This window comes from Vibrio aerogenes (assembly GCF_024346755.1).
GTDB lineage: Bacteria > Pseudomonadota > Gammaproteobacteria > Enterobacterales > Vibrionaceae > Vibrio > Vibrio aerogenes.
The window spans coordinates 958,356-980,908 of the sequence record NZ_AP024862.1; the positions used below are offsets into that span (position 1 = coordinate 958,356).

Consider the following 22,553-nt stretch of genomic DNA (forward strand, 5'->3'; position numbering starts at 1 on the left):
AGACTTTGATCACCAATTGAATATGGATTTATATACAGGTACTTATCGCCCGGTTTCCCCGGTGCAGAATAGCCGGAGCTGTAATCAGCACCTTGCTTCAGATGCAGAGAATTCTTTATGAAAGCAGCATCTTTATCCCGCTGAAATATTGTCTTCATTCCCGGCTTGCCTGATACGGTGATATTTCTTAAGATCAAAAAATTAACAATAACAAATGTAAAAAACATACATGAGCAGAATCATCCATTCCTGGAAAAAAATTTCACTTGTAGAGCAAGACGTGACACTTCCTACAGGTGCGACACTCAAGCACACGACCATTACCCACCCGGGGGCAACTGTCATCCTGCCGGTGAACCGGGAAAACCAGATTATCATTCTGCGCCAGTACCGGCCTTCTATTGCCGCATGGCTCTATGAATTACCTGCCGGCACGATGGAAACAGGTGAATCACCACTTGAATGTGCACAAAGAGAATTAGGTGAAGAAGCCGGACTGACAGCAAAAACGTGGACAGCGTTAGGCCAGATAACGCCACTGGCTGGTTTTTGTAATGAAGTCCAACATTTATTTTTGGCGAAAGATTTAATAGAAACAGATGCTTTTCAACAGGATGAAGATGAAGTGATTGAAGTCGAAACCTTTTCTTTAGCGGCACTGGAACAGAAAATCATCAGCAATGAAATCACTGATGCAAAAACGATTGCCTGCCTGAGCAGAGCAAAACTGTGCGGCTATTTATCTGAATGAATGGAATTAACTGAATGAACGGAATTAACTGAATGAACGGAATAAGTCGGCCGATTGTCCAGCATCACTGGCGATAATCAGACATCTTCTGTAAAATTATACCAACTGATTTGTATCTTGCCGGCCAGGTTAAACACTTTCCGGTACAGACAAATGCCGATGACCTACTACAAACAAAACAGCCGCACTCAAACATGACAGGAAAAAAACAAGGGCGCCGAAGCGCAGAAGCTGCCGAAAATACCCGCCAGCAAATTATGCAAGTCGCAACCGATTTGTTTTGTGAATTTGGTTATGCAAGAGTATCACTGAGAATGATCAGCGAAAAAGCTCAAATTTCTCACAGCTTGATCCGCCATCACTTTGGCAGTAAAGAACAAATCTGGTACAGCATCAGTGATATTCTCCATGAATGTATCGACCAGTACGGGCTCAATATTCTCGATTCACTACCGGAATCACTCAAAGTTGATGAAAGAATCTATCAGTTCATGGTACGAATTCTGGCATTCACTTTGGTTTACAAGAAGCCAATTCAGCTGATGGCCGACGTCGTTCGCCACGAAGGGGAAAGATTTGACTACTTTGTCGATCGGACCGGAGAAGTTGAGCACTCCATCAATAAACTGACAACCCTGTACAACCAAAAATACCCGGATAATCAGGTAAAATTCTGGGAAATTAAATGGCAGATGATCATGTTTGCTCACGGCGCTGCGTCTCTCAGTCCTTTTCTGATGAAAACCTGGGGAAACGAGTGCGAAACCGAAGCGGGTTGTCTGATGAAGCACTGGCAAATGTATAATAACCTGATGGCAGAACAGTTCCGGATTCCCGCCCGGTCACGCCTGAATCCTGCATCGCTGGATGAGTTGATTATTAAGGATGGGTTCTGCTGTCCGTACCAGTCTTTATCATGTTACCCGGGGGAAAATCTCTGAGATCCCCCGGACCTGAAAGCCATTCAGCGTATTATACGGTTCTTATTTCCCGTCAGCAGACGGGAAATATCAATCCCTTCTCAGACACCAGCGACTTTCGCCAGCCCAACCGGATAATTTCTGGCTTCAGCCATTTCAACCGCCAGTTTTTCAACTTCATCAGCATGAAGGGAAGTACATACAGGATGTTGTTCCTCCACAGAAAATACCTCTGGTGTGCTGTCAGGAACAAGTTGCCAGCGATCAACAATTTTTCGGGCGGCCTCAAGAGCAGATGACCCTTTCACAATTTCCATTCTTGCATAATGCTGACTGCTGAAAGACACATCAGCCGCCCGTAACGATGCATCCTGACCCGGAATTTGTTGCGCGCCATACAAAGGTTTGCCTAAAACTTCTGCCTGATAGTAATCAGGAATAAACTGTCCGACATGTTCAATCGCCCGTTTTGTTCGCAGTTCGGTCATCTCTGGCTCCCAACCCTTATCCAGTTTCATCTGCAAATAGCCCGGCAAGTCGGGCTGAGACGAGTCAGATGAACTCTTAACCAGACCATCCTTAAACAAAGTGATATCTGTGGTCATACCATGCAGCTGGAATACCCCATCAGCATAAGGCGTTAACTGAGCCATCCCCAGCGGAGTTCCGCGTTGTCCATGAAAAATCACTTCCGGCCAGACAAATTGCGTTTCAGCCCACCGGGTCACATACGCAGCTTTAAACTCGACCATTCGTTCACAGTGATGACGTGTTAAATCATCAATTTTTCCGGTTTGATAACCACAGGCATTAATCATGTAATCGACATTCAGGTCGGATAGCTGTCCCTGACCATCAATATATTTCAGCCGCCACTGATTGTCTTTAAACACAGAATCAACCAAGGTAGATCGGGTCATTAAATGGCAGCCGGGAAGACGGGATAAAGTTAAAGTAGCCGAAGCGGCAAGCCGGAAGACGCTCCATCCATACTCCTGAACAGCCACAACCGGATATTTCAGCCGATCTAAGTCCGTATGTCTGGCAAAGGGAATCACCCAGTCATCGAACGATTGTGGCAATTCTGGCTGGGCAGAGTGCTTCAGCCGTTCAAGCTCTTCGCGGGAATACAGTTGATAGTACATACCGGGATCACCCAACACCTGATTACGCGGATCCTCATCCACCAGCTGCTGATAAGCTTGTTTAATCACTTTCAGACGCGATAGCAATAAGCCTGGCTCATGTGGATCTTCAACCGGTGTCGCGATGATCGTGGGCCGTTTATTCAATGTATGCGGATAAAGGCGAACCGTTTCTACCGACTGTCTGAGCAATTGCAGGCACTGTGATTCAGAGATCTCACGATACAGATTCCCGCCGGCATGGAGATGACATATCGGAGGACCATTGACTAATCCGTCACCCCGCTCCAGTAAGAAGACTTCAATACCCAGCTCTCCAAGGTGAACCGCGGCTGTCGCTCCGGCGACTCCCCCACCGATGATAGCAACCCGGGAAACATGTTTTTCTGACGTTTTCATTGCAACTCATCTCTACTCGTTGGATGCGCTCATTCTATCGGTCTGGAAACAGAATGAAAATCACATTTTTACTAAGGAGATACCAATTTTAACAAAACCTTTACATAAGGTTCGCAATTCAGACCAATCATATATGCGCTAAGTTACTTAGATAAAATCTATACGCTTAGGAGCATATATACGGATGAAGATTATCTTTGGATCAGGCACATATAAATTTCTTTAATATATGAATGCCGTTCAAACATTACAATATGCTTATAGATTGATATATTTTAGTCAATTATTATGTAACCGATTGCTAATTAATCTTTGCAATCAATCTAATAGGTTAGCTGAATGAAAATAAAATTGTGTGTTTTGTTCAGTAATAACCAGTTTAAATAAATATTAATTTTTATGGTGACTTATGAAACACGTAACACGTCTGCTTGTTATCCCGGCCACCATTGCATCCTGCTATGCACTGAGCATACCTGAAGCAGCTGCTGCCAGCTGCTCAGCCAAAATCAGTGATCAATGGAGCAATGGTTACCAAATGGAGGTAACAATCAATAGTGAAGGTAATAATCTGCAAAACTGGCAAGCGTCTCTGGATTTCACTCAGGCGCCCGATATTGTCAATAGCTGGAATGCCAAATTGTCTGTCAAAGGCTCACTGGTAACCGCATCAAATCTGGACTGGAATGGCAATGTGCCTGCCGGAGAAAGTACTTCTTTTTACATCCAGGGAAATGGTTCAGGGAATGCTGCCGCCCCCTCATGTACTTTAAGTCAGGCTTCATCTGGTTCTTCGCAGAATGATACGACAGACTCCTCGTCTGGTAACGCCTCATCGGGTAACAGCCCGCAGGCCACTTCATCCGGCGGACCGGACGGATATACTTTCTGTGCGAATGAAGGTGAATCCTGTCAGTTTTCCGGTACAAAAAAAGTTGCATATGGCGCCAGCGGTAAGTTTAATTATGAAACGGCAACCAATAGTGTCAGCTGCGACAACAGCACATTTGGTGACCCGATTTATGGTTCGAAAAAAGCCTGTTACTACCAGCAGGATCAAGCCCCGTCAAATGGCCCGTCAGGTTATACACCTTGTGCAAAAGAAGGAGAAACCTGTCAATTCTCAGGCACACGAAAAGTTGCATACGGTGCCAGCGGAAAATTCAACTATCAGCTTGCCACGAACAGTATCAGCTGTGACAACAACACGTTCGGCGATCCTATCTACGGCACAGCCAAAGAATGTTATTACGGCCCCAAAGAAGATGATAGCGGGAACAACGGTGGCGGAGATACCGGTTCAGGCACCTGTCCGGTCAAACTATATGGCTGGGCAACAGTTGATGGCGGTACAACCGGTGGTGGTAATGTAACACCGCAGCGTGTCACTTCTCTGTCAGAACTGAGAAAACTGGCCAAAGACAGCCAGCCGCGCGTTCTGGAACTATCCGGTACTTTTACAACCGGTGATGAACCAATCTGGGTCAGCAGTAACAAAACACTGGTCGGCATTGGTAAAAATACCACGATTAAAGGCGGCATCCGGATTAAAGGTGATAAAAATATTATTATCCGTAATATGAGTATTCTGGGTAACAACACCGGCCGTCCTGTCGATTCAATCGGAGTTCGGGGCTCTCATAACATCTGGTTTGATCACCTGACGGTTACCGATGGCCCTGATGGTATTCTCGACCTGACCAAAGGCACCGACCATGTGACCGTGTCCTGGTCTAAGTTCTATTACACCACCAAAAATCGCTCTCACCGTCTGGCACTGTTGTTCGGTGGTGGTTCAACCCACGGCGATACTGACACTGGCAAAAACAACCACACCATTCACCATAACTGGTTTGGTAAGAACCTTGATCAAAGAATGCCTCGTCTGTTGTTCGGTAAAGGCCATATCTACAACAACTACTACAATGCACCGGGTAACTCTTATGCGATCGGCTCTGGTTCATGGGCATCATTGTTAGTAGAAAATAACTACTTTAAAGATATTAATAGCCCACACCGCTTCCAGGATTCAAATCCATCCTATATTACAGCGCGTGGTAATATCTATGATCACACAACCGGTAAAAAAGATACCGGCGCAGGTGGTAGCGGCAGCAACCCACCTAAAGCCTGGACTAATCCACCATATCAGTACCATCTGGATGCAGCAAAAGATGTACCATCACTGGTGACAAGCTGTGCAGGACCACAGTAAACAGTCCTCAATCAATAGATGTACTTAACTAACAGATAGTACGTAAATAACAGATAGTACGTAAATAACAGATAGTGCTTAAATAATTAACAGCACTGACGGTTTGAAAAAACCACTTTCTCCAACCCTGTGCAGCTGTATAGCTCACAGGGTTTTTTCAGGTTATCTGATGTTTTGCGCTGAAAATCACAACATTTGATGTAACAGCGACACCCGATAAAAACCTGTCAATTTAACCATTTACCCCCGCCATGATTGTCTATTTTTTCACCGAAAAAAAAGCGGGAAATTTTCGAAAAAAATACTTGACTGAGTATACTCACAATTCAGAAATACCGAAAAAACAGGACGCATATATTCCCTAACATATTGAAGATTATAGGCTGATGTTCAGTTCAGCCTGGATAAAAACGCAACTTATCCCATCATTTATCCACCGATTCTGTGGATAAGTGAGTAAGTTACTCACTATTGGGGAAAGTGTTCTGTTGATGACTCTTATTATTCAAATAGTGGAATAAATGAAAAACGACCAGCATCACCATCACACACGCAATCACCGGCTGCAGGATCCAGAGTAAGAAATGCGGCCGGGGTGATAAATCAAATCCATAAGAAACCAGCACTGCAACCACACCATCCGCGCTGACACCCGAAATCATCCCGGCGGTGAATGCTAACAGCCCAAATTCAGCCCAAAGCGTCCATCGCAACCGTCTGTCGCTCATTCCCAGCGTCCGGTATAATTTCATTTCACCGCGACGCTGATCCAGGCTCAGCCGCAATAAGGTATAAATCAGTAATAGCCCCGCAAACAGGCTCATGCCGGTCAGCACAGAAATCGCCCAGATAATCTGGTTCAGAATCTGCTGGATCTTCGAGGTAATCTGGCGCAGGTCGATCAGACTGACCGTTGGAAATTCATGAGCAAGCACCGACATTTGCCTGACAGAATCTTTCCCGGTCCGGAAACTCAAAAGCCAGCTACGGGCGAGATTGGTTGTCAGATCAGGGGATAAAATAAAATAGAAGTTTGGCTTTAAATCCCGCCAGTCAACGTGGCGGATCGAGTTCACTCTGGCAATGATGGCTTGATTATTAATCCGGAACTCCAGAGTATCCCCAACCTGTATTCCAATATCTTCAGCCACACCTGACTCAACAGAAACGCCCTTTTCCGGTACCCACTGACCCGCAACAACCGGATTGTAATCAGGCAAAGCCTTCGCCCAGGTAAAATTAACCTCCCGGCGGAAAATATCGCTGGCCTGCTCTCCCCCGGCAAAGACCTTCGCATCAATACCGTTGATTTTAAACAACCGGCCCCTGACCATCGGAAACAACGGTGAATGTTCAATATTCATGGCTTCAAGCTGCTCAAGATAGCGATCTTTTTCCCCGGTACTGATATTAATAGAAAATACATTCGGCGCATCTTCCGGAAAAATGCCGGTCCAGTCCGCAAGTAAATCGGTCCTGACAATCCATAAAACAGCAAACAGCATCAGTGATAAAGCCAGCGCACTCAGTTGTACACCCGTCATTAACGGAGCCCGGCTCATCCTGCGTAATGCCAGTTTAAAAGAAGCGGATAAGGGAAATTTCCCGAATGCCCTGAGTAACAGAATTCCGGCACCGGCACTCAGCATCAAAACCAACGCAATTCCGGCCAGCACCACCCACAGAAAAGTATTTTTACCAAAGAAGACAGCGACACCACACAAAGGAATCAGGAAAAAACCCCAGCGCATAAATGCAGATAATGCCGGAGATACACCACTTTGCAGCACTTCCCCGGCCCTGACATGTACCAGCTGATAAAGCGAAATACCGAAACCGGGCACCGCCACCAGCAGTAAAACCGTTAGCGTGGTCATCAATGGCCCGAATCCCAGCGCAGGTAAGGGTGAAGGTAACACACCGCGCAGCGGAATATGTAACAGCAGCTCCAGCAGATAACCGGCAGGCACACCAATGAATAAAGCAATACACAACAGTAATGCCATCTGCACCAACAACCAATGCCGGACCCATTTCCGGGTCGCCCCCAAACTTTTCAGCATCGCTACGGTCTGTTTGCGGGAAACGACATAATTCTGGCAGGTAAATAACAGGGTAATCATGGCAATCAGTACCGTGACCACCACAACCAGTGATAAATACCGTAAAGCATTGTCAAAGATCTCTGAAGATCGGCCTGAACCACTGACATCCCGCCAGCGCTCAGAAGGGTTGAGCGTTGTAACTGACTTCAGCCATGTAATATCCTGCTCGGAACCGTTAATAAACAGCCGGTATTGTACCCGGCTTCCCACAGTGACCGTTCCGGTTGCATTCACATCAGACTGATGAATCAGTACCGTCGGCAACTGCCTGAAAGGATTAAAGTTCAGCCCCGGCTCTTCAATAATCTCTCCGGTGATCCGTCGTTCCAGATCACCGATAAAAACCGAATCACCAATCTTCATACCCAAATCTGTCAGAATCTGTGGATCAAGCCAGACTTCTCCGGGCCGGACGTGTGCATGTTCTGATTTTCCGTCAGACAGTCTGAGCTGACCCCGAAGCGGAAATGCCTCGTCCACCGCTTTCACAAACACCAGCTTCATCCCTTCCCCACCGGATGAATCTGTCCCAAACAACATGCTGGAGAACCGGGTCATCAGTGATGTTTTCCCGCCGCGGTGTTCCGCTTTGACAATCAGGCTTTCCGGGACCGGTGCCGGTGAAATAAAAACCGTATCAGCCATCAGCGTATCTTTGCTCTGATTGACAATCGCCTGTTCCATACGGGTTGCCACAGCAGATAAAGCAAAGATGCTGGTTGTAATCAATGCCAGCGCAAGAATCACCAGCCACAACTGCCCGTGCCGGATTTCTTTCAGGCTCCAGCGAATCAAAGAGCGGTTAAAAGAAGATGATTCCTTCATGAGACCATCTCCTCCACTTGTCCGGCATGCATTTTCAGCCGGCGCTGACATCTCGCTGCCAGTTGTAAATCATGTGTCACCAGCATTAGTGTTGTTCCTGCATCTTCATTGAGTTGAAACAGCAAATCAATCACCTTTGCCGCTGTGGTTTGATCAAGATTTCCTGTGGGCTCATCAGCAAACAGCAGCGCCGGTTTAAGCATAAATGCTCTGGCGATGGCAACCCGCTGTTGCTCACCACCAGACAGCTGTGCAGGCGTATGATGAAGCCGCCCGGATAAACCTACCGCATCAAGCAGCCTTTTCGCCCGCTCCGTATCTTCATTTTCTCCGCGTAACAAACAGGGTAAAGTGACATTCTCCAGTGCGGACAGACTGGGAATCAGCAAAAAGTTTTGAAAGATAAACCCGACCGATTCACTGCGAATCACTGCGCGTTCTTCATCCGTTAAGCTCTGTAAAGGACGGCCAAATAATTTCACTTCGCCGGAAACCGGCATATCCAGCCCGGAGAGAATGGCCATCAGGGTTGATTTACCGGCACCGGAAGCACCAACAATCGCAACACTTTCTCCGGGAAAAACATCAAAACTCACATCTTTAACGATTGTCAAAGATTGCTGATTCGTGGACACTGTCTTCACCAGTGAACGGGCAGAAATTACAGGGGCGTTTTTCATGATACGTTGGTTATCCTTTTTATGGCTGATTCTTTTTTCATCTCAGGCACTTTGTACACAGTTACTTGTTCTCGGTGACAGTCTCAGCGCCGGTTACCAGATGCCCATTGAGCAGGCATGGCCGGGCTTATTGCCAGAGGCCTTAGAGAAACATCACCAGACCGTCAGCGTGATTAACGGCAGTGTATCCGGGGATACCACCGGCAATGCTCTGGCCCGGTTGCCTGCATTACTCAAACAACACAAGCCGTCATATGTTCTGATTGAGCTGGGCGCAAATGATGGACTTCGTGGCTTCTCACCCGACATCCCCAAACAGAATCTGATCAAAATTATCGACCTGATTATTCAGTCCGGCGGCAAACCTATCCTGATGCAAATCCGTATTCCTCCGAATTACGGGCAACGTTACAGCCGGTTGTTCTCTGCGATTTATCCTAATATATCAGATAAAAAGCGAATTCCTCTCATTCCGTTTTTTCTGGAGCAGGTGATTATCCGGCCCGAGTGGATGAAAGAGGATGGCCTGCATCCCAAAGCCGAGGCACAACCATGGATTGCAGAGACAGTCGCCCGGCAAATTTCTCCTTTACTGAAATAGACGATCCGGCTCCATTCAGTTCATGCTCAGCCGGTACACAGATCACGTCTGAGTGCATAAATTGATCGTTTAATGCCCTAACTCAAAAAATATCCATACGGTTTACGATAACGTGAATAAAGTTTCACCACCAGCAGGTAAACCAAATGATGCACACAAATTCATTGATTGAGGGAGTTGTTGCAAAACATGCTCACCCGGCCGGATGTGAGCAGTTTATTCTCCGGCAAATTCAGTATGCCCGCTCAGCGTCTCAGATTAAGCATGGGCCGAAACGGGTTTTAATTCTTGGATCATCTTCTGGTCTGGGACTCGCTGCACGGATTGCACTGACTTTTGGTGGTGCAGGCGCGAAAACCATCGGTGTTTCTCTCGATACGCCCCCCAAAGAAGAACAATGTGGCAATGCCGGTTATTACAACAACCTTTATTTCAGACAATATGCTGAAAAATCCGGTTATGAAGCCATTAATATTCAGGGCGATGTATTCTCCCAGACCACCAAAGATGAGGTTGTAGAAGCCATCGAAACCTATTTTGATGGTGAAGTTGATCTGATTATCTACAGTATTGCCTCCGGCAAACGAAAACAGCCGGATAGCGATGAATACTGGCGTGCCGTGCTCAAACCGACGACTCAGGCGGTCACCTGCCCGGCCATAGACTTTGCCACAGATGAATGCCATGAAACCAGGATTGACCCCGCAACCGAAGCCGAAATCAGCGCCACACTGAAGGTGATGGGAGGGGAAGTATGGGAAAGCTGGGTCGATACGCTGATTAATTCTGAATCGATTGCACCGGGCTGCCAAACCATCGCTTTCTCTTATGTCGGCTCTCCCCTGACCTATCCAGTCTATCTCAACGGGACACTTGGTTTAGCCAAAGTGGACCTTCACCAGACCAGCCACGCTTTAAACCTGAAACTGGCCAATTTTGACGGTGGTGCTTATGCCGTTGTCTGTAAGGCACTGATGACCCGGGCCAGTGTTTGTATTCCGGGATTACTCCCCTATCTGATGATGCTCAGTAAAGTCCTTGACCAACGGGGAACGAATGAAGACTGCAATGCACAAATGCAGCGATTATTTACTGATAAACTCTATGGGCCGCAGGAAGTTCAGGTTGACAGTGAACGACTCATCCGTCTGGATGAATATGAGTTATCGCCACAGGTACAGGACTGCGTCCGGGTTCTTTTACAGGAAATCACGCCGGAAAACTTACCACAACAGAGCTATTACCATAAAATCAAAGCAGAATTTATGCGGCTGAACGGATTTGGCTTTCCTCAATCCGACAGTGCATCGTCTGAAGATACACTGACAGAAGAGACACACTGAAAGCACATCCGCTTTCGTTCACAAAGCCGGGACTGATGTTCCGGCTTTTAAGATAAAATAACGCACTCTGAAACAAACGCCCTCCGGCTATATATATTCGGAGGGCGAGATAATTGTTATCCCTGATAACAGAGTATTCAGCGCATTTTAAATAGTTCCCGCTGAAAAGCAGCTGGCGGTAATCCCCACTGTTGCAACGATTTTGCCAGCTGCCTGCCGAACAGGTCCGGGCCGCAAAAGCTGACATTAAATGATTTTCCGGACATTTTTCCGGTAATATCCGATGCTGACAACAATGCGCCCTGCTCCGCATCAAACAGATGCATCTGAATATAATCCAGCCGCGCTGTCAGTCGTTTGATTTCCTGAGCAAAAAAGGCTTCTCTTTCTGATCTGAAACAGTAAAACAGATGGACAAGTTCTGGTTTACTTTGCTGCCCTGCCTGTCGGTTCAACCAGTATAAACGGGAGATAAACGGAACAATGCCAATACCGGCACCAATCCAGACCTGATGATCTGCTGCCGGAATCTGGAAATGGCCGTAGCCACCTTCAACGGTGACTGCCTGTCCGGTTTTCAGGAACTGAACCATCTTGTGGGTATAATCACCCAAATCTTTTACAGCGAATTCCAGTCGGTTGTTTTGCGGATCATAATTCAGGACAGAAAAAGGATGAGGTGACTCACCATCATGAAAATCCAGATAACAGAATTGCCCTTCACGGTATTGAATAGGCGCGTTAAGCTGCACCACAAAACGCACGATCTGCTTTTCACCGCCATCAGCTGCCAGAGGTTCAGCCGATACCAGCAGACCCGGCACTTTTTTACGGCGACCGATTTTTCCGCTCAGTGAAAGCAGTGCACCCACCACGCCCGCGACACAAATCATGATGACCACAGCATCAATGGCGAAAGACGGCATATGCCAGTCCAGAAGCAACAACGAATGGAAGACCGCAGCAATCATCAGTAAACCGCCCAGTTTATGGATGGATTTAAATTGCCGGTAACTGATGAGACTCATCAGGCTGATCAAAACAAAAACCAGCAGGATATAAAATGCGTACTCCCCCGTATCTTTCGCCAGTGAATGCCAGTTGATTCCCTCAACGATGTGATGATGATGCACCCGTTTTGCAATCCATCCCGCAGCAATAAGCCATTTGGCACTTTTGATCAACAACCAGTGCGCAGTCAGGGTCACTGCAGCCCCCATCCCCAGTTTTTTGTGCATGGCATAACTTTTGTCCAGCCCTTTCACCAGCTTTTCAGCCCACTCAAACCGTACAGCAAGCAGAGAAGCTATCCCCATATAACCGGTGCCCAGAATGCCTGTCAGCATAATCAGCTGATGACGCCAATCATAAAAATTACCCGCATCTTCCAGCCCGGTGAATAATGCTGGTAACCATAAAATAAACAGCAATAACGTTAATTTCAGCATGAGTTTCTGCCCTTCATCAGATTTATCTAAACTATGTATCTTCAGTGAAGGGGTGAATCTAATTGCACTTTCTTAAGAGAAACTTAAGAAAGATCAATATGAATCAAGTTGTTTAAAATCAATGATAAATGTATTGCACAGATCATAAAAAAGAAGCCGGTCATTTATCATTTAGCTGATGAGTCCGGCTCTTTTTTATTCAGTGTAAATATCTGGCAACATGCGGCTTCCCCCAGCTTCAAAGGTGACCACACCCTGATTTTACTGCTTATTTTTACTGCCAATTTTTACAAAAATGGGTCTACACTTTGAATATATATGCGTGAAAGCACTTATACGGATAATGACGAGGACACCATGAACAACACACTTCCCGTTTCTCTCTGCTTATCTGAAACGGATATTCAGCACACCCGTGAACAGTTACTGAACTATTTTCACGCCACATATGATGAATATGAATCGTTATTTACCCTGCTTGCGACCACGGAGAGTTTTTACCAAAAGCCCATTGCTCTGCGCCATCCGCTGATTTTTTACTACGGACACACCGCAACATTTTTCATCAACAAGTTGTTACTGGCAGGCCTGGCAGATGAAAGAATTAACCCGGACATGGAATCCATGTTTGCTGTCGGTGTGGATGAAATGAGCTGGGATGACCTGGATGACACACATTATCACTGGCCGGATGTGGCTGATGTCCGGGCATACCGGGCACAGGTTCGCCAGTTGGTCGATCATATTATCCGCACTGCACCACTGAGTTTACCTATCAACTGGGCTAACCCATTCTGGGCTGTCGTGATGGGCATCGAGCACGAGAGAATCCATCTGGAAACGTCTTCTGTTCTGATCAGACAGCATCAGTTATCTCTGGTCAAAGACAGTCCGGACTGGCCTGTGTGTGAAATATCCGGAAATGCACCGGACAATGAGCTGACGCAGGTTCCGGCCGGTTCTGTTTGCCTTGGCAAAGCCTATGACGATCCCATTTACGGCTGGGACAACGAATACGGCCAGCACAAAGCTGAAGTGGATGAATTTCTGGCCAGCACTTATCTGGTCTCCAATCAGGAATTTCTCTGCTTTGTTGAAGCTCAGGGCTACCAGACCCAGGCATACTGGGAGCAGGAAGGATGGGCGTGGCGTGAATACGCTCAGGCAAACTGTCCGGAGTTTTGGGGGACCACGGAGAATGGCTGGAAACTCAGGCTGATGACCCGCGAAATTCCACTGCCCATGAACTGGCCCGCAGAAGTCAACTATCATGAGGCCAAAGCTTTCTGTAACTGGAAAGCGAAACAACTCAATCAACCGGTGCGTCTGCCAACAGAAGATGAATGGCACCGTATTCTTGCCCACAGCAATTATCAGCATTTACTGACAGACCAGCCTGACAAGGCGAACCTGCATTTACATCACTGGGCATCCAGCTGCCCGGTAGACTATTTCAGGCACGGTGACTTTTATGATGTTGCCGGCAATGTCTGGCAATGGACGGAAACACCGACTTATCCCTATGAAGGATTTGATGTCCATCCGCTTTATGATGATTTTACAACCCCAACCTTCGATGATCAGCATAACCTGATGAAGGGCGGATCGTGGATCTCAACGGGCAATGAAGCGCTGCCCTGGTCACGCTATGCGTTCAGACGTCACTTTTTCCAGCATGCCGGATTTCGTTATGTGGTTGGCGGCGATATTCCCGAACAGGCTGTCTCCCACTATGAAACCGACAAACTGCTGTCTGAATATGCGGAGTTTCATTATGGGGACAGTTACTTCGGTGTTGCCAACTTCCATCAGACATTGACGACACTGGCACGGCAGGTAATGTCTGGCCGCCAAACCAGACATGCACTGGATTTAGGTTGTTCTGTGGGTCGTGCATCGTTTGAGCTGGCGCGGGATTTTGAACAGGTGACCGGTATTGATTTTTCTGCCCGGTTTATCGACCTCGCCAATCAGTTCAGGAACAGCGGCATTTTGCGTTACAGCCTGGTTGATGAAGGTGAGCTGGTGGTCTTGCGCGAGCGCACTCTGGCCGCGCTCGGTTTAGATCAAACAGCCAGCCGGGTTACTTTTCTTCAGGGCGATGCCTGTAATCTGAAACCCCATTACCGGGGATATGATTTAGTGCTTGCCGCTAACCTGATTGATCGCCTCTACAGTCCGCAGCAGTTATTGACCACATTTTATCAGCGTATCAACCCCAATGGCATCTTGATTATTGCCTCACCATACACCTGGCTGGAAGAACACACCAGAAAACATGAATGGATCGGCGGATTTAAAAAAGACGGAGAAAACTTCACCACACTGGACGGGTTGAAAATGATTCTCAGCCCTCACTTCCGTTTGTTGCAGACACCGGATCCTGTGCCGTTTGTGATCCGGGAAACCAGCCATAAATTTCAGCATACACTCTCTGAAGTCACGATTTGGGAACGAAAAACATCACTGTGATATCGGGCTGTACCTATCACTCCGATCAATTATCAGGCGAACGGATCATCACGATGAATCAGGAAACACAACACATTTTTATTCTTATTCCCGGTGCCACAGGCCCTGTTTTTTCCAGTTCCGAGGCTGAAAATGTGGTTCAAAACGATCGTCAGTCTCAAGAATGGGAAGATTATCCAAAATTAATCAAAGGATTAAGACGTCTTTGTGCAGAACGGCCCAATCTGTTCATCTTCGGTGAGCATCGCTGGAGCGGGGATAACACCCAGGCCAATCGTGAAATTGCCGGTGCTTATCTTGCGGATCGGTTATGCGGCAGCAACGGTAAAAAAGCCTGTTATGAAGCTTACCTCGGCAAAAGAGTCGCCTTCCACCTGATTGGCCATTCCCATGGGGGTAATGTGCTGAATGAGATGACAAAACGCGCGGCCAAAGCGTGCCAGTGGCCTTCTCACTGGGAAATAAAAAGTATCATTTACCTTTCAACCCCATTCTTCAAGTACCAGCATCAACTGGATACCACCCGGCTCCATCAGGATTGTGCCATCATTAATGTGACCAATGATTTTGACCTGACTCAACGGGTCATTGCTGACTTTGCCATGTATGATTTCATGACTGCCATCAAAGAGATGCAGCAGGAAACCCCCGGCCTGAAAGCGCATCTCAAGTATATTCAAGATTCACCGCTTCCGTTCTGCTGGCCAAAGCTGAAAGCCGTATTTAGCCGCTTCAAACCATCACAACTTCTGTTGCATCCGGAGAATTACTGTCTGCGCCCACAAGACGGACACACAATCTTTCAGGAAGCGATCAATGTTCTGGAACATATTGAAGAGGCGCTCTACGACATTCAGAAAACCGTTTCCAGACTGCATGCCTGCCTTTATTATCCATCTGCACCTGACCTGCTTGAGCTTTCTCCGGGGAAAAGCCGTTACTTCATTACCGATCAGTTGTTTGAACAGGCAAATGAGCTGATCATGGCCCTGCTGCGTCATATCATCCGGATGAAGAAAACACTGATGACCTATCATCTCAAACGAAACTACCGGCTGATTCCACTGCTCAATGACCTGAGCCCATCTCTGATTCAGCTCATGGCGATCATCTCAATTGACAGACAAACAGCCAGCGGACCGTTGTCTGATTTTATCTGTGCACTGATGCTGAATCAGATTGAATCTTTCGACAATACCCGGACTTCTCCGAGACACCAACTGGATTATGAATTCGCAGAAAGACTGCATCATGTGGATGTCACACCCGAAGATCCTTACTTCAGCCGGGAACATTTGATTCGTTTTAATCAATTAACGAAACAACTGATACAGGCAGAAGCTGATTTTGAAGAACAATCCAGCCAGAGAAATCTGTTGAAACTGCTATTTTCCCTGATCGCATCACAAAGTGAAGTAACGCCACTACTGAAAGGACTCACGCAAGCAACTGAACTGCTCACAAAATATATTGGCGCCCGCCCGCACAGCTTCCGGCGAATTATCAGCTCGGCTCTGACATGCCGGCAAAGTATCAAACCCGCGTATCAGGCAGCGGTACAACTGCTACCGCTGATGCAAACCTACTCGCAAATTATCAGTGAATGTCATATCAGGTTGTTAAACCCGGTTGAAAAGCAAAAAGCAACCCATCACCGCCACCTCACACCGGGCAGTTTGCCGTATTTTGCGCTGTACTCACACTCGGTCAGCAAACAAGAGCTTTGGCCGGAGATTGAACAGTTGCTGATCCCCTTACTGCCGGCACCGGCATTTCCGGTCACCATGCCCGTGACACAATCAGAACCCGCGCAAGCGCGGACCCTTGAATATGAACACACCGAATAGGAGCAATCAACATCACCAAAAATCAGACAGTGAAGTCTTGGCATCATGCCCCGGGAATCAAACCGGCGAATTTCAACAGAACCTTCAGGCCAATACTGACAGTTCACACATGTAACGTATACAAAACTTTTGGGGTGGGTATCAATTTACAGCATAATTTCATAAGGAAAAGATAGACATAAAACTTATTGATAAATAGAATGGAGCCATTTTCCAAACTATGAGACAAACATCAGATGGCACACGTAGCATACATCACCATTAATGGTGAAAAACAAGGCATGATCTCCAGCGGCTGTAACACCAAAGATTCAATGGGAAATAAGTATCAGGAAACTCACGCGGATGAGATTACTGTGCTGGCTTGTAATCACGTGATGGCAAAAGGGCCGCAGCAACATAGCAAGGCTCATGCACCACTTCATATTGTAAAAAATATCGATAAGTCTTCACCGCTTCTTGCCACAGCATTTGCGAAACAGGAACACCTTGACTGCACCATTAATTTTTATCGTACAAACGAGCAAGGCTATAACGAAAAATACTATTCAATTGAGCTAAAAAAAGCCGTAATATCAAAAATCAATTTTACCCTCCCACACACAACAAATGCGAATCATCAGGAAATGCATGAAAGCATCCAGTTGAGTTATAAAGAAATTATCTGGAATCACAATGTCTGCGGAACCATGGGTTACGATCACTGGGATGAAGGTGGCTGGCTTGAATAATATCAAAGAAAAAAAAATTGATTTACATAAAAGATGGGAAGTTGAAGAAGCCTCTAAAAATTTAGTTACTCAGGCTTCAACTCTTTCACATCAACATGCAGATGATTTAAGCTTTCAATCATTACTGGTGTGGAAAATATCTGAAGTTGTAGATTCTATTTCACAGGAAGTGGATAATGGATTAAAGACTGCTGAAAAAGCACTTGAGGAACTGGAAGCTGAAGCTAAGAATTTAGTTAATCAAGCAGAGAACTTTTATAACGAACTTCCTGATGTCCCAAGTTTGGGAGAAGTTGCTGATTATTATGACGAAATGCCTGTAGAAATAAAAAAAGGTGCAGCAATACCATTGGGACTTTTACAGATAGCTGGAGGGGTTTACGCGGAGGTTCAATCAGGTGGAATAGCAACAGTATTTGCGGCCGGACTAGCAGCACATGGTGTTAATAATGTATATGAGAGTTTAGTATATTTTTATAATGGAAATGAAGATGCTGTTGGCCCTGTCAAATTTGCTTACCAAGTTATAGCTTTTCCTTTAACTTCAATTGCTCATTATATTGATCCAGATATAGAAAAATCTAAATATAAATACTATGGAAATATAGCATATTACTCTGCTGATATTGCATTATCTGTATATGGTATGAGTGGAAAGTTCGTCATGGGTAATCCTGCGAAGAATCAAGTATTAAATAAGGCATCAGTAGCTTTTGAGACTAATCACGTGTTCAAATTAGAAAAAAATATTTCATCTGATTTTATTCGTGGCTACAAAACGATGGCAAATCACGCATTCTTTGCTGAAGGTATGTCCGATATTTTTAATATGTTTTCTATCGACAGTGAAATAGATCATATAAAACATGAGAAAAAATAATGACAACAACAGTAACTATTTTATTTATAGTTTCTATTATATTGGCTATTATATTTAGAATAATAGCTAAGCGCGGATTCACAAATAGAGCTATCTGGTCCATTTACAGTATATTTTGGATGGTAACTGTCACACAGTATATATATATATTGGATAAAAAACAAGCCACTTTTTTACTGTCAAGCATATTAGAAAAACATGAAATAACAAAGTCTGTACGAGCTTCATGCTTGTTTTTTACTATTTACTTTTTTATTTTTACGATTCCAAAATTAAAACAAAAAGATAAGTTTTTTTAATATACCTAATGATTAAAAACCTATATGACATATAATATAATGAAGACCCAACATCTTATTAATACAAAATTAAAGCTCTCGAACATAATTAACTTCTTTATAGAGTTAACTATAACACTATGTTTTTTTTTAGTTTTATTTTCCGGGTTATTATCATTGTTATTGTGGGTAATAGATACTAAAATTGAAAATTTCCAACATCAAACTCTCTTGATGGCGATATATGTACTGATTATTTTAATATATCCCATCTTTTTTATACATAGAAGATATCATAAGTATAAAACCACTGAAGTTTGGTCTCTGGATAAAAAAACGTTATTAGGTGGGGATCCTGTTAAAGTAAAAATCAACCTTAATAATATATCAAAAATAATCATTGGTCGCCCAATACTTAGGTGGTATCACATTTTATTTACCTATAGAAAGACGTTCATAAAAAAACAAAAAACACCAGCTATAAATGATGGTACAATCATAATTAAGCTAGAGGAAAATACATACCTTCCACTAGACATTCAACATTTAAAAAATGGTAAAAAATTAATGACAGAAATTATAAAGATATGCCAAAATAAATGTGATTACAATTATATATTTAGTGCAAAAGAACGATTTAAACTGAGACCAAATAAACATAATCAATTAGTTATAATTAATGAATAATATTAAAATTTCATGTTCTATAAATTATATCCGTGATCATTGAAGATGCTTGGTCAATAGTAACTAAATTTCCGGAATTACATTAATTAAATATCAGCGAATAGCTCATTCAGGATCAAATTACTTATATACCCGTTTAACTTGAAGATGCAGGTTTCAATAACTGAAAATTATCCGTAATTCTGGACGTCAATGAACCTGCAATCTCAGGTAATGTTACATCGAAAAATTCTTTGATAGCCGATATAAATTTCCTCTTCGAGGAAAAGTAAATATTATTTCGAACATGTTCGTTCATCACTTTCCACAGTCGTTCTATCGGATTTAAATTTGGACTGTATGGTGGTAGGTAATGAAGCTCGATATTGAGTACTTTTGCCGCATTTATCACCAATTCGGTTCGGTGATAGGCCGCACCATCCAAAATGAGGTGAACTTTCTGCTCTAATGGATAGTGCTCTTTCTTCAGCTTCCAGAAAAACCGAACAATGCTTTCGCTGTTGATCGTGTCGTGGTTTTCAGTCACTGTTGCACCAACATCTTCCAGCGATAAGGCTCCGATAATATTAAGGCGAGTACGGCTACCTGTTGTTTCTATTAGTTTGTCCTGGCCCTTACAGATCCAGCCATAACTCAACTTAGTTGACTGAGTTGGATGAACCGCATCCATAAATAAAATGGGAGCATTACTCTGTTTTAGAGCTTGGTAATACTCAACAAAAGCCTGTTGTAGCTCGGCGCTAAACTTGTGAGGAACACCTTTAGGCTTCTTATATGAGAATCCATTGTGATGTAGCCACTTGTTCATACCAGCAACGGTATAGCGAATACCAAACTCAGCATCTACATAAGCGACAATTTGGTAGGTATGAAAGTAAGTCTTCTCAGCCAGATGTTCGATAAGCTGCATGGTTTGGGGCGCAGAAAGTCGACTTTGACTACCACCATTTTCAGGCTTCAGTTTTTCAGAAAGGACATAATCACTGAGATGGCGAGCAACGGTGGATTCGTGAATACGAAGTGCTTGAGAAATCATGCTCTGACTCCAACCTTCAGAAGCGAGTAAAACTGCTTTGATGCGATCGCGCACTCGACCATCACGAGTTGAATCGTGCATCTGTTCGAGTTGCTGTTTCTGTTGAGAAGTCAGTATTATTTTCATAGTGCGTAGCATGATCCTGATTTCTCGGAAAATCAAGCATCTTCAATGATCACGGGTATAGATATTAACGAAGTTAGACACATTCTGAATATTTTTATTTTTTTAACTGGACGTCAAAAGACGAGTCATTAAAGATTATATATCAGAACATACCAAGGGAACACGTAGGAAATTTAACCTATTATACTGTTGACTTGGCTTTATCTCGATATGTTCTATTTAATAAACTACCTAATATCGCAAAATAATATGATGAAGTCGATGATAATCATCAGTTTAGCATGAAAGAATGGCCATGTGCCTGTCCCTGTTGTTCATTTCAACCCATCACCGCCACCTCACACCGGGCAGTTTGCCGTATTTTGCGCTGTACTCACACTCGATCAGCAAACAAGAGCTTTGGCCGGAGATTGAACAGTTGCTGATCCCCTTGCTGCCGGCACCGGCATTTCCGGTCACCCCACAGGAAACCGCACAAGAGCCGGCCAGAGAGCTGAACATTGAATACCACTAAAATCTGTGGCTGTTGAGATGCCCCTTCCGATGAAGGCGCATCCGATCTGATATTTCATTTAATGGGATAATACTGCTGCCTCTGAGCGTTTATTTTTGCTGTGCCATAGCTTTTCCAGCTGCTCCAGCGATTTACCTTTCGTTTCCGGTACCCAGCGGTAAATAAAGTAAACGGTGAAAATCCCCATCACACCGTAGAGCCAGAATGGAAATCCGCCATTAAATTGCTGATAAATCAGGCTGTGCTTATCATTCATCATCGGGAAAGTTTGCGAGACCGCGAAATTCGCAGCCCACTGAGCAAATACAGCAATGGAAAGTGCTTTAGAGCGGATATGATTCGGGAAAATCTCAGCCAGCAGTACCCAGGTCACCGGGCCAAGCGACAGTGCAAAAGCAGCAATGTATAACAACATAAAGATCAGCAAATAACCGCCGATGGCATCCAGATATGCTGCCGTACCGATGGCCAGCATACTCACCCCCATCAGACCTGCACCGATCATCATTAAAGGCCTGCGACCAAATTTATCGACTGTATAAATTGCCATCACAGTAAAGCTTAAATTCACCGCGCCCACCAGAATCGTTTGCAGCAGTGCGATATCGGTGGTCGATTCACTGAATCCCTTCAGAATCACCGGCGCATAATAAAGAAACACATTAATACCGGTCACTTGTTGTAATACACTTAGCATAATACCGATGACCAGGACAGCCCAAAAGCCACTGGCAATAATGCCCGGATGTTCTCTGACTGCCAGTGACTGCTTAATCTCCTGCCACTGGCCGGTGACTGATTCATGCTGATTAATCGCTTTGAGCAACGCAAAAGCCTCTTCATCACGTCCTGTTAATGCCAGCCAGCGCGGTGTTTCCGGAACCGTGAACAACAGGCATAAAAATACGGTGGCCGGAATGGCTTCTGAGGCAAACATATAACGCCAGCCCAATGACCAAAGCCAGTTATCTGATCCCATCAGAGCAATACCATAGTTGACAAAATAAACAACCAGCATGCCAAAAATAATTGCGAACTGGTTACAGGCAACCAATCCGCCCCGGCGGCGCGGGGGTGAAACCTCAGCAATATACATTGGTGAAACCATTGAGGCGATTCCCACGCCGATGCCACCAATAATCCGGTAAATAACGAAAGTCCAGTAGCTTTCGGGAATCGCTGAACCAATTGCAGAAATCAGAAACAAGAGCGCGGCAAGGAGCAAGGCCCCCCGTCGCCCCCACCGGCTGCTGGTGTAGCCGGACACTAAAGCCCCGATAACGCAACCGATCAATGCTGATGAAGCAGCAAACCCCAGTTCTGCGGCAGTTAAATGAAAATAAGACTGGAGTGCCTCCGTTGCACCAGAAATTACGGCGGTATCATAGCCGAATAGTAAACCACCCAGCGCAACCACCAGGGTTAAATGTAAAATATTCGTACCAGGTTTCATTTTTTTATCTCTTTTATCTATGTAGGGTCAATATATCTTCGCTGATAAATTGAGCATTTTAATATCATGAAATTTACCAACGACTTTACGTAATTTA

17 protein-coding genes are annotated in these 22,553 nt (G+C 45.0%); 11 read left to right on the forward strand and 6 right to left on the reverse strand.

Annotated features, from left to right (window positions below; genetic code table 11):
- Window positions 1–229 precede the first annotated feature (229 nt).
- Together OCV29_RS21785 and OCV29_RS21790 are read left to right on the forward strand one after the other, a co-directional pair.
- Window positions 230–751: an NUDIX hydrolase gene (locus OCV29_RS21785; protein WP_073604915.1), complete on the forward strand. Its 522-nt coding sequence runs from the start codon at window positions 230–232 to the stop codon at window positions 749–751.
- 194 nt (window positions 752–945) lie between these two features.
- Window positions 946–1,692, forward strand: coding sequence for a TetR/AcrR family transcriptional regulator (locus OCV29_RS21790; protein WP_073604939.1), 747 nt, complete (start codon window positions 946–948; stop codon window positions 1,690–1,692).
- An 80-nt stretch (window positions 1,693–1,772) separates the two neighbouring features.
- On the opposite strand, the gene OCV29_RS21795 is transcribed toward OCV29_RS21790, so the two are convergent.
- Window positions 1,773–3,215 carry an FAD-dependent oxidoreductase gene (locus tag OCV29_RS21795; RefSeq protein ID WP_073604916.1) on the reverse strand — a complete coding sequence of 481 codons (1,443 nt, stop codon included), beginning with the start codon at window positions 3,213–3,215 and terminating at the stop codon, window positions 1,773–1,775.
- 409 nt (window positions 3,216–3,624) lie between these two features.
- Between OCV29_RS21795 and OCV29_RS21800 the strand changes: the two genes are divergently transcribed.
- Complete coding sequence (locus OCV29_RS21800) at window positions 3,625–5,430, forward strand: pectate lyase family protein (protein WP_073604917.1); 1,806 nt, start codon at window positions 3,625–3,627, stop codon at window positions 5,428–5,430.
- 461 nt (window positions 5,431–5,891) lie between these two features.
- On the opposite strand, the gene OCV29_RS21805 is transcribed toward OCV29_RS21800, so the two are convergent.
- Together OCV29_RS21805 and OCV29_RS21810 are read right to left on the reverse strand one after the other, a co-directional pair.
- Window positions 5,892–8,360 carry an ABC transporter permease gene (locus OCV29_RS21805; RefSeq protein ID WP_073604918.1) on the reverse strand — a complete coding sequence of 823 codons (2,469 nt, stop codon included), beginning with the start codon at window positions 8,358–8,360 and terminating at the stop codon, window positions 5,892–5,894.
- Entirely contained in the window at window positions 8,357–9,040 is a 684-nt protein-coding gene (locus OCV29_RS21810; protein ID WP_073604919.1) for an ABC transporter ATP-binding protein, read from the reverse strand. The genes OCV29_RS21805 and OCV29_RS21810 overlap by 4 nt, the downstream gene beginning before the upstream one ends.
- On the opposite strand from OCV29_RS21810, the gene OCV29_RS21815 reads away from it, so the two are divergent.
- Window positions 9,039–9,641, forward strand: coding sequence for a GDSL-type esterase/lipase family protein (locus OCV29_RS21815; protein ID WP_073604920.1), 603 nt, complete (start codon window positions 9,039–9,041; stop codon window positions 9,639–9,641). The two genes, OCV29_RS21810 and OCV29_RS21815, sit on opposite strands and share 2 nt — an antisense overlap.
- A 149-nt stretch (window positions 9,642–9,790) precedes the next feature.
- Window positions 9,791–10,984 (forward strand): trans-2-enoyl-CoA reductase family protein, encoded by a 1,194-nt coding sequence (locus OCV29_RS21820; RefSeq protein ID WP_073604940.1) that lies wholly within the window; start codon window positions 9,791–9,793, stop codon window positions 10,982–10,984.
- A 137-nt stretch (window positions 10,985–11,121) separates the two neighbouring features.
- On the opposite strand, the gene OCV29_RS21825 is transcribed toward OCV29_RS21820, so the two are convergent.
- Window positions 11,122–12,432 carry a ferredoxin reductase family protein gene (locus tag OCV29_RS21825; protein ID WP_073604921.1) on the reverse strand — a complete coding sequence of 437 codons (1,311 nt, stop codon included), beginning with the start codon at window positions 12,430–12,432 and terminating at the stop codon, window positions 11,122–11,124.
- Window positions 12,433–12,789: 357 nt separating this feature from the next.
- Here OCV29_RS21825 and ovoA point away from each other — a divergent pair, with 357 nt between their 5' ends.
- The 5 genes from ovoA (at window position 12,790) to OCV29_RS21850 (ending at window position 19,327) form a co-directional block, all read left to right on the forward strand.
- Window positions 12,790–14,904, forward strand: a complete 2,115-nt coding sequence (gene ovoA / locus OCV29_RS21830) for a 5-histidylcysteine sulfoxide synthase (RefSeq protein WP_073604941.1) — start codon at window positions 12,790–12,792, stop codon at window positions 14,902–14,904.
- A 53-nt stretch (window positions 14,905–14,957) separates the two neighbouring features.
- On the forward strand, window positions 14,958–16,751 hold the full coding sequence (locus OCV29_RS21835; protein WP_073604923.1) for a lipase family protein: 1,794 nt from the start codon (window positions 14,958–14,960) through the stop codon (window positions 16,749–16,751).
- Window positions 16,752–16,987: 236 nt separating this feature from the next.
- The gene (locus OCV29_RS21840; RefSeq protein WP_073604924.1) at window positions 16,988–17,482 is read left to right on the forward strand and encodes an Hcp family type VI secretion system effector; all 495 of its coding nucleotides are present in this window, start codon (window positions 16,988–16,990) and stop codon (window positions 17,480–17,482) included.
- Window positions 17,427–18,362: a DUF4225 domain-containing protein gene (locus OCV29_RS21845; protein ID WP_084193430.1), complete on the forward strand. Its 936-nt coding sequence runs from the start codon at window positions 17,427–17,429 to the stop codon at window positions 18,360–18,362. Before OCV29_RS21840 ends, OCV29_RS21845 begins: the two co-directional genes overlap by 56 nt.
- A 455-nt stretch (window positions 18,363–18,817) precedes the next feature.
- Window positions 18,818–19,327, forward strand: a complete 510-nt coding sequence (locus tag OCV29_RS21850) for a hypothetical protein (protein ID WP_139281644.1) — start codon at window positions 18,818–18,820, stop codon at window positions 19,325–19,327.
- A 136-nt stretch (window positions 19,328–19,463) separates the two neighbouring features.
- Here the strand turns inward: OCV29_RS21850 and OCV29_RS21855 are convergent, their stop codons facing one another.
- Entirely contained in the window at window positions 19,464–20,489 is a 1,026-nt protein-coding gene (locus tag OCV29_RS21855) for an IS630 family transposase (protein ID WP_084193431.1), read from the reverse strand.
- A 295-nt stretch (window positions 20,490–20,784) separates the two neighbouring features.
- Here OCV29_RS21855 and OCV29_RS21860 point away from each other — a divergent pair, with 295 nt between their 5' ends.
- Entirely contained in the window at window positions 20,785–21,003 is a 219-nt protein-coding gene (locus OCV29_RS21860; protein ID WP_073604929.1) for a hypothetical protein, read from the forward strand.
- Window positions 21,004–21,061: 58 nt separating this feature from the next.
- Here OCV29_RS21860 and OCV29_RS21865 read toward each other — a convergent pair whose 3' ends face one another.
- Window positions 21,062–22,456: a sugar porter family MFS transporter gene (locus OCV29_RS21865; protein ID WP_073604930.1), complete on the reverse strand. Its 1,395-nt coding sequence runs from the start codon at window positions 22,454–22,456 to the stop codon at window positions 21,062–21,064.
- Window positions 22,457–22,553: the final 97 nt, after the last annotated feature.